Source organism: Anaerovibrio sp. (genome assembly GCF_051866355.1).
GTDB lineage: Bacteria > Bacillota > Negativicutes > Selenomonadales > Selenomonadaceae > Anaerovibrio.
Window position 1 is genome coordinate 1 of record NZ_JBJDWZ010000050.1, and the last position, 9255, is coordinate 9255.

Annotated in this window: 7 protein-coding genes and 1 tRNA gene; all 8 read left to right on the plus strand. The window is 51.0% G+C overall.

Going from position 1 to position 9255, the window contains the following annotated elements:
• Nucleotide 1: 1 nt before the first annotated feature.
• A tRNA-Pro gene (locus ACI3UA_RS02860) sits at nt 2-78 on the plus strand.
• A 229-nt stretch (nt 79-307) separates the two neighbouring features.
• The gene (locus ACI3UA_RS02865; protein ID WP_439723321.1) at nt 308-2047 is read left to right on the plus strand and encodes a hybrid sensor histidine kinase/response regulator; all 1740 of its coding nucleotides are present in this window, start codon (nt 308-310) and stop codon (nt 2045-2047) included.
• A gap of 511 nt (nt 2048-2558) precedes the next feature.
• Nucleotides 2559-4064 carry an acetyl-CoA hydrolase/transferase family protein gene (locus ACI3UA_RS02870; RefSeq protein WP_439723322.1) on the plus strand — a complete coding sequence of 502 codons (1506 nt, stop codon included), beginning with the start codon at nt 2559-2561 and terminating at the stop codon, nt 4062-4064.
• 19 nt (nt 4065-4083) lie between these two features.
• The gene (locus ACI3UA_RS02875) at nt 4084-5730 is read left to right on the plus strand and encodes an acyl-CoA mutase large subunit family protein (RefSeq protein WP_439723323.1); all 1647 of its coding nucleotides are present in this window, start codon (nt 4084-4086) and stop codon (nt 5728-5730) included.
• A gap of 20 nt (nt 5731-5750) precedes the next feature.
• Nucleotides 5751-6143 carry a cobalamin B12-binding domain-containing protein gene (locus ACI3UA_RS02880; protein ID WP_154406707.1) on the plus strand — a complete coding sequence of 131 codons (393 nt, stop codon included), beginning with the start codon at nt 5751-5753 and terminating at the stop codon, nt 6141-6143.
• 106 nt (nt 6144-6249) lie between these two features.
• Nucleotides 6250-7272 (plus strand): methylmalonyl Co-A mutase-associated GTPase MeaB, encoded by a 1023-nt coding sequence (meaB, locus tag ACI3UA_RS02885; protein WP_439723324.1) that lies wholly within the window; start codon nt 6250-6252, stop codon nt 7270-7272.
• A gap of 23 nt (nt 7273-7295) precedes the next feature.
• A complete protein-coding gene (gene mce, locus ACI3UA_RS02890) occupies nt 7296-7718 on the plus strand; it encodes a methylmalonyl-CoA epimerase (protein WP_439723325.1) in 423 nt (140 codons plus the stop codon).
• A gap of 44 nt (nt 7719-7762) precedes the next feature.
• A partial coding sequence (mmdA, locus tag ACI3UA_RS02895; RefSeq protein WP_439723326.1) for a methylmalonyl-CoA decarboxylase subunit alpha occupies nt 7763-9255 on the plus strand: 1493 nt, incomplete at its 3' end.

A 9255-nucleotide genomic window follows, 5' to 3' on the forward strand; every position in this document is an offset into this window, starting at 1 on the left:
TCGGGGCGTAGCTCAGTTTGGTAGAGCACCTGGCTTGGGACCAGGGGGTCGTAGGTTCGAATCCTGTCGCTCCGACCATTTGCAATTATGACCTCTCAGCAATGAGAGGTCTTTTTTGTGCTCATTTTTAGAAATATCGCGGCGGCAATATGCTGTAATTTATTTTCCGGTATAGTTATATTGTAGGAATTTTTGCACGATTTGTAAAAATTACATTGACATTATTTGGGACTTTTATCATAATATAGTTTATAAGGTAATGTATTAAACAGTTTAGGGGACTGTTGCATATGGCGGGGGTGAAGATATGGGTTACCGTTATGATGGTATTTTCGGGCCTATCGGGGAGTGGCTGGGGATAGTTCAGTCACTGGGCAGGATATATACGACCGTTTATTATATTGATTTGAAGGAAAATACGTTCATAGACTTGACCTATCGGATTCAGGCCGGCAAGTTTGTGGCTGTCAGGGGAGCGGCCCAGGAACGGCTGGATTTTTTGTGCAGAGCCATGGTGGTGCCGGAGCATAAGGAGGAAATGCTGGATTTTGCCTCGCTGGCAACCCTGCCGCGGCGCATGGAGCATGAGCGGATTATTTCCAAGCAGTATCAGATTTTTGCTGAAGGTGAGGATGTGCCGGCGGGAAGCGTTGAATGGCGGCAGTGTTCCTTCATTGAATGCTCCCGCAGTACGGAGGGCGGGCTGCAGAGCGCTATCTTTGCCATTCAGTCCATACAGGCGGAAAAGCTGCGTGAGCTGGAAATCATGCAGAAGCAGAAGGAGCTTATTGATGCCATGCGGCTGGCCTATGATGCGGCGGAAGCTGCCAACAAGGCCAAGACGAATTTTTTGTCCAACATGTCCCACGACATACGCACGCCGATGAACGGCATTATCGGCATGACTGCCATTGCGGCCAATAACATTGACGACAGGGACAAGGTGCGGGAGTGCCTGAACAAAATCAGCAGCTCCAGCAAGCACCTTTTGAGCCTCATCAACGAGGTGCTGGACATGAGCAAGATTGAGTCAGGCACCGTGGAGCTGACGGAGGAGGAATTCAATCTGTCAGACCTGATTTCCAACCTGCTGGCCATGATGAGCCCCCAGATTGAGGAGCATAAGCATGAGCTGTACGTGCATATCGGCGAACTGACCCATGACGATGTCATAGGCGACAGGCTGCATGTGCAGAAGGTGTTTATCAATATTCTCAGCAACGCTATCAAATACACGCTGGATGGAGGCGTCCTGCGCCTCTGCATCTCCGAGAGGCCGTCCCATCAGGAAAAGGTGGGCTGCTATGAGTTCGTCTTTGAGGACAACGGCATCGGCATGAGCCAGGATTTTGTCGAGAGGATATTTGAGCCCTTTGCCAGAGCCTCGGATGAGCGGCTGCAGAATATTCAGGGAACGGGGCTGGGCATGCCCATCACCAGAAACATTGTCCGCATGATGGGCGGTGACATCAAGGTGGAGAGCAGGCTGGGCAAGGGCTCTCGGTTTACGGTTTCCATCTATCTGAAGCTGCAGGAGCAGGCCGGTGCGCGGCATGAGGTCTTTGAAAATCTGAACGTGCCCATGTCTGACTTTAACTGCCTTGTCAGCGAGCGGCGCGAGCTGCAGCAGGACAACCCTCTGGAGGCATTGAAACAGCTTGACTTCACCGGGCGCAAGGCGCTTCTGGTGGAGGATAACGAGCTGAATGCGGAGATTGCCAGGGAAATACTGGGAGTGACGGGACTGCTGGTGGAACGGGCGGTTGACGGTCAGGAAGCTGTCAGCATGATGGAAAAGTGCATGGACGGATACTACAGCATTGTGTTCATGGACATTCAGATGCCGAACATGAACGGCTACGATGCCGCCAGGTGCATCCGCGCCATGGACCGCAGCTACTGCAGGCAGGTACCTATCGTGGCCATGACGGCCAACGCCTTTGCGGAGGATGTGCAGACCGCCAGGTCCGTGGGCATGAATGAGCATATTGCCAAGCCGCTGGACCTGAAAATCCTGACGCGGGTGATGAGCCAGTGGATTGAATGACAGTGGATTGAACGACAGGAAAGCTCCGGGTGTTCTGCCCGGAGCTTTTTGGATGCTGTTTTCCGGTGGGAAAGGATTTGTTGTACATTTTTCCGACGGATTCTGAAATAAGTTGTGGTAAAAGTAAGAAAATTTCGTGAAGCGGTCCTGTGCGTGCAAATGATTTCCGACAGGGGCAGGGAAAAGTAATTACTTTTAGTTATTAAAAAATGTTGGACAAATAAATTTTTTATATCAAACCCTAAAATGTATTTATGGAAGGTATTTTGTTCCAGCGGTAAAAAACAGTTTAAGTTATTTCTAAAAACGATAAAACAAGATGAAAACCTTTACTTGACTGAATTTATTTATAGTGGTATCCTTTTAATGAGGTTAAATATGTACTATGAATTTTGCAATAACTTTTTTATAAAAGAACAATAACTGTGAGTTATGAGCTGAGCTGACTACCTGTTTATTGGTGTAAAATTCATAGAAATTTTAGGTAACATATACAGGGGAGGATTTTTTGATGATTGATATTCTCAATCGAGTACGCAACAAGGAATTACAGGCGAAGATTGTTACTGCAGAAGAGGCAGCAGCTTTCATCAAGCCGGGCATGAATGTTGGTACCAGCGGCTTTACGCCTTCCGGTTATCCAAAGGCTGTTCCTATGGCTCTGGCAGCCCGCATGGAAAAGGAACATTTCCAGATTAACCTTTGGACCGGCGCTTCCACTGGTGACGAGGAGGACGGTGCACTGGCAAGGGCAGATGGCATCAAGTTCCGCATGCCGTACCAGACCAACAAGGATATGAGAAATGCAATCAACAGCGGCAAGATTGACTACTGCGATTTGCATCTGTCCGAGTCTGCTCAGCTGGCCCGCTACGGATACATGGGCGGCAAGATTGATGTGGCTATCGTTGAGGCCTGCGCTATCACCGAGGAGGGCAATATTATCCCTACCACTTCCATGGGCAATACTGCATCTTTTGTACAGACTGCTGACGTGGTTATCGTTGAGGTAAACACCAGCCAGCCTCTGGAGCTGGAGGGCATGCACGACGTATATGTTCCTCTGGATCCGCCAAACCGCCTGCCGATTCCTGTTGTAAAGCCAAATGACAGGATTGGTACTCCTTATATCCCTTGCACCCCGGACAAGATTAAGTTTATCGTGCCTTGCGATATTCCTGACCGTGTTCGTCCGCTGGGCGAGATTGACGAAAATTCCAGGAAGATGTCCCAGAATTTCATCAACCTGCTCCATGAGGAGGTTAAGGCCGGCCGTATGCCGAAGAACCTGCTGCCTCTCCAGTCCGGCGTAGGTGCTGTAGCAAACGCTGTTATCAGCGGCTTCGTTGAGTCTGACTTGAAGGATTTGTCCGTGTATACCGAGGTTATTCAGGACGGTATGTTTGACCTGATTGATGCAGGCAAGCTGAACTTTGCCTCCGGTACTTCCCTCAGCCCGTCTCCGGAAGGCCTGAAGCGTTTCTACGACAATATCAAGGAGTACAGGAAGCACATCGTGCTCCGCCCTCAGGAGGTTGCCAACAGCCCTGAGGTTGCACGCCGCATCGGCGTTATTGCCATGAATACCGCTATCGAGTGCGATATCTACGGCAATGTAAACTCCACCCATATCATGGGTACCAAGATGATGAATGGTATCGGCGGTTCCGGCGACTTCGCCCGCAACGCGTACCTGACCGTATTCTTTACAGTTTCGACTGCAAAGGGTGGCGCAATTTCCTCCATCGTGCCTATGTGCTCCCATATCGACCACACCGAGCATGATGTAGATATCATTGTTACCGAGCAGGGTCTGGCAGACCTCCGCGGCCTGTCCCCTCGCCAGAGAGCCAAGGTTATCATCGAGAACTGCGCACATCCTGATTATAAGCCTATGCTGATGGATTATTATGAGAGGGCACTGGCAGCAACCAAGAGCGCTCACACTCCTCACATCCTTGAGGAGGCACTCTCCTGGCATGAGAGATTCCAGGCAACCGGCACCATGAAAAAGTAAATAGGGGGTTTTTAGAATTATGAGCAATGAAAAGATTCAGGCTGGCTTAGATAAATACAATGCCAGCGTAGACAAGGCAATTTCCCGCTTCCCGGAGCGTCCAAACCTGCCGGAGCAGCGTCTGTACACTCCATTGGACATCAAGGATACCGACTATGCTGATGAAATCGGTTATCCTGGCATGTATCCTTACACCCGCGGCGTACAGCCTACCATGTACCGCGGCCGTTTCTGGACCATGCGCATGTATGCAGGCTTCTCTACTGCTGCAGAGTCCAACAAGCGTTATCGTTACCTGATTGAGTCCGGTGCTACCGGCCTCTCCTGTGCGTTTGACCTTCCTACCCAGATTGGTTATGACTCCGATGATCCTATCTCCGAGGGCGAGGTTGGCAAGGTAGGCGTTGCCATCGATTCCCTGGCTGATATGGAGATTCTCTTTGACCAGATTGACCTGGGCAAGGTTTCCACCTCCATGACTATCAATGCTCCGGCTTCCGTACTGCTGGCTATGTACATCGCAGTAGCAGAGAAGCAGGGCGTTCCGGCAGACCAGCTGAAGGGTACTATCCAGAACGATATTTTGAAGGAGTATGCTGCACGCGGTACCTATATCTTCCCGCCGCGTCCTTCCATGCGCCTGATTACCAACATCTTTGAGTATTGCTCCAAGAATGTACCAAAGTGGAATACCATTTCCATTTCCGGCTATCATATCCGTGAGGCCGGTTCTACCGCTTCCCAGGAGATTGCATTCACCATCGCCGATGGTATTGCATACTGCGAGGCTGCTATCAAGGCAGGCCTGCACATCGATGATTTTGCCGGCCGTCTGTCCTTCTTCTGGAACGCTCACAACAACGTTCTTGAGGAGGTTGCCAAGTTCCGTGCTTCCCGCCGCGTATGGGCAAAGGTTATGAAGGAGCGTTTCCACGCTGAGAAGCCAAAGTCCATGATGCTGCGCGTGCACACCCAGACTGCTGGCTCCATGCTGACTGCCCAGCAGCCTAACAACAACATTATCCGTGTTGCTCTCCAGACTGCTGCTGCCGTTATGGGCGGTACCCAGTCCCTCCATACCAACTCCCGTGACGAGGCTCTGGCCCTGCCAACTGAGGAGTCCGTAATGATCGCTCTGCGCACTCAGCAGATTGTGGCTTACGAGTCCGGTCTGGCTGACGTTATCGACCCTCTGGCCGGCTCCTACTATGTAGAGGCCCTCACCAACAAGATTGAGAAAGAGGCCTGGGAGTACATCAACAAGATTGATGAAATCGGCGGTGCTGTTGCTGCTATCGAGAAGGGCTACATCCAGAAGGAAATTCAGGATTCTGCTTACAAGTGGCAGATGGATGTTGAGTCCGGTGCAAAGACCATCGTCGGTGTTAATAAGTTCCAGATTGAGGAAGAGCCACCTAAGGGCCTCCTGAAGGTTGATGCTTCCGTTGGCGTTGCTCAGTGCGAGCGCCTGGCTGCCATGAAGGCTAAGCGTGACAATGATGCTGTAAAGGCTGCATTGGCTGACCTGAAGGCTGCCTGCCAGGATGAGAATGAGAACCTCATGCCGCACATTCTGAATGCTGTACGCACCTATGCTACCCTCGGTGAGATCTGCGGCGTAATGCGTGAAGTATTCGGCGAGTATGAAGCTCATGTAAATCTGTAATAATGTGGAGGTAAAGTAGAATGGAAAAGCGCGTTAGAGTATTAGTAGCAAAGCCGGGCCTTGATGGCCATGACCGCGGCGCAAAGGTTGTTGCCCGCGCACTGCGTGATGCAGGCTTTGAGGTTATTTATACCGGTCTCCGCCAGACTCCTGAGCAGATTGCTGAGGCAGCCCTGCAGGAGGACGTAAATGTTATTGCAATGTCTATCCTCTCCGGTGCTCATCCGCACCTGTTCCCAAAGGTTGTAAATCTCGTTCGCGAGAAGGGCATGGATGATGTGCTGATTATCGGCGGCGGCGTTATTCCTGAGACTGATATTCCGGCTCTGAAGGAAGCAGGCGTTGCAGAGGTATTCACTCCTGGTACCCCGACCAGTGCTATTGTAGATTTCATCAAGGCTAACGTAAAGTAAGTCCTGAGAATGTCGGATAGATAATGTGGCGTTTGCGGCTGCAGCTCCTGCTTTTGCCGGGGCTGCGGCCGGGGATGCCGTTGTACAGGTTTATTGGTGGTGCAAAATGGACATTGTAGAAGAACTGTTAAAAGGCAACCGGCTAGCTTTATCCCGTGCTATCACTGCCATCGAAAACGAGTATGATGAGGCTGTGGATATTATGAAGCGGCTGTATCCTCATACAGGCCATGCCTTTGTTCTGGGTATTACCGGGCCTCCGGGCGCCGGCAAGAGTACCCTGACTGACAAACTGGCAAAGGCTTATCGTGCCCAGGGAAAGACTGTTGGTATTATTGCTATTGATCCTACGAGCCCATTTACCGGTGGTGCTATCTTAGGTGATCGTATTCGCATGAACGGCTTGACCATGGACGAGGGTGTTTTCATTCGCAGTATGGGAACCCGTGGCAGCCTGGGTGGCTTGTCTCATAAGACTGCTGATGCTATCAAGGCGATGGACGCCTTCGGCAAGGATGTTATCTTTGTAGAAACCGTAGGCGTGGGGCAGTCCGAAGTGGACATAGTAAAGGCTGCAGATACAACAATGGTCGTATTGATTCCGGGCATGGGCGACGACATTCAGGCCATCAAGGCAGGTATCCTTGAGATTGGTGACGTGTTCACCATCAACAAGGCTGACCATGATGGTGCTGATAAGCTGGTCCGTGAGCTGAATATGATGCTTGACCTGGATGCCCACGGCATGCAGACGGAGCAGACCTCCACAGAGAAAGCTCTGGCAGATCAGTTCCATCATCTGAACGTGGCGAAGCATGCAGAAGGTATGGCATGGCGTCCTCCTATCCAGAAGGTTATCGCCAGCCAGAATGAAGGCATCACTGAAACCATTGAGAATATCGAAAAGCATTTCAAGTACATCAGTGAGACGGGCATTTTGCAGCAGCGTCGCACCCAGCGTACCAAGAATGAGATGCTGGATGTTCTTCATAGCAATATTGGCAAGTATATCACCGGCAAGCTGAATACAACCGGCAGGCTGGATGAGTACGTGGAGCAGATTAAGGCCAGGGAGACCGACCCTTATACTGTGGTAGCCAATATTATGCAGGATATGTTAAAAGAGTAAATTTTATTTAGGGGGTATGCTAAATGGCATTCAAGATTTTAGGTGTGGATCATATTGGTGTAGCTGTAAACGATTTAGAGGAAACTCAGAACTTCTGGACTGCTATCGGCCTTCCTTGCACCGGCCAGGAGACAGTTGAGGAGCAGAAGGTTACTACCACTTTTAATCCAACTCCGAATGGCTCCGAGATTGAGCTGCTGGCTGCTACCGAGCCTGACAGCCCGATTGCAAAGTTCATTGAGAAGAACGGCGGCCGCGGCGGTATTCAGCACATTGCTCTCCGTGTTGACGATCTGCCTGCAGCAATCGCTGAGCTGCAGGAAAAGGGCATTAAGATGATTGACACCAAGCCTCGCAAGGGCGCAGGTGGTGCTGATATTGCCTTTGTTCATCCAAAATCTACCTATGGCGTGCTCTTAGAGCTCTGCCAGCATGAGGACAGATAATAGAAATTCAGCCAGGATTTATAGGGCTGTTTAGGAGGTAAAAAATGGCTACAGTTCAGGAAAAAATTGAACTTATGAAGGAAAAGAAGGCTCACATTGAGCTGGGTGGCGGTGAGAAGCGCATCGCAAAGCAGCATGAAAAGGGTAAGATGACTGCACGCGAGCGTATCGCCAAGCTGTTTGATGAAGGGTCCTTTGTTGAGTTGGATGCTTTCGTAAAGCATCGTTGCACCAATTTTGGTCAGGAGAAGAAGGATTTGCCGGCTGAGGGCGTTGTTACCGGCTACGGTACTGTAGACGGCCGCCTGGTGTATGCCTTTGCACAGGATTTCACCGTAGAGGGTGGTTCCCTGGGCGAGATGCACGCCAAGAAAATCTGGAAGGTTCAGGATCTGGCTATGAAGATGGGCGCTCCTATCGTGGGCATCAATGACTCCGGCGGTGCCCGTATTCAGGAGGCCGTAGATGCACTTTCCGGCTACGCAGGCATCTTCTATCGCAATACCGCTGCTTCCGGCGTTATCCCGCAGATTTCCGTAATCATGGGTCCTTGCGCCGGCGGTGCCGTATATTCTCCTGCGATTACCGACTTTATCTACATGGTAGACAAGAGCTCCCAGATGTTCATTACCGGCCCTGCCGTTATCAAGTCCGTAACCTATGAGGAGGTTACTGCCGAGGCTCTGGGCGGCGCCATGACCCACAACACCAAGTCCGGTGTTGCTCATTTCGTGGCTGCCAACGAGGACGACTGCATCCAGCAGATTCGTTACCTCCTGAGCTTCCTGCCTAGCAACAACATGGAGGAAACTCCTATCGTTGCTACCAATGATGACCCTGACCGCATGGAAGAGGCTCTGAACACCATCATTCCTGACAATCCTAATGCTCCTTATGACATGAAGGAAATCATCAGGATGCTGGTTGATGATGGCCAGTTCTATGAGGTTCATCAGCATTTTGCTACCAACATCATCTGCTGCTTCGCTCGCTTCGACGGCCGCACTGTTGGTATTATCGCCAACCAGCCAAAGGTTATGGGCGGCTGCCTGGATATCGATGCATCTGACAAGTCTGCACGCTTTATCCGCTTCTGCGACGCCTACAACATTCCGCTGGTAAATCTGGTTGACGTTCCTGGCTTCCTGCCGGGCGTTGGTCAGGAGCATGGCGGTATCATCCGTCATGGCGCAAAGATGCTGTATGCTTACTCCGAGGCTACTGTGCCAAAGGTTACTGTTATCACCCGCAAGGCTTATGGCGGTTCCTACATCGCTATGTGCTGCCGCGAGCTGGGTGCTGATCAGGTTATGGCATGGCCTACTTCCGAGATTGCAGTTATGGGCCCTGCCGGTGCTGCCAACATCATCTTCAAGCGCGATGAGCCTGAGCAGAAGGCAAAGAATACCCAGGCCTATGTAGACGAGTTTGCAACTCCGTACAAGGCTGCTGAGCGCGGTTATGCCGACATGGTTATCGAGCCGGCTGAAACCCGTCCTCTGATTATTACCGCCCTGAATGCTTGTGCAAGCAAGCG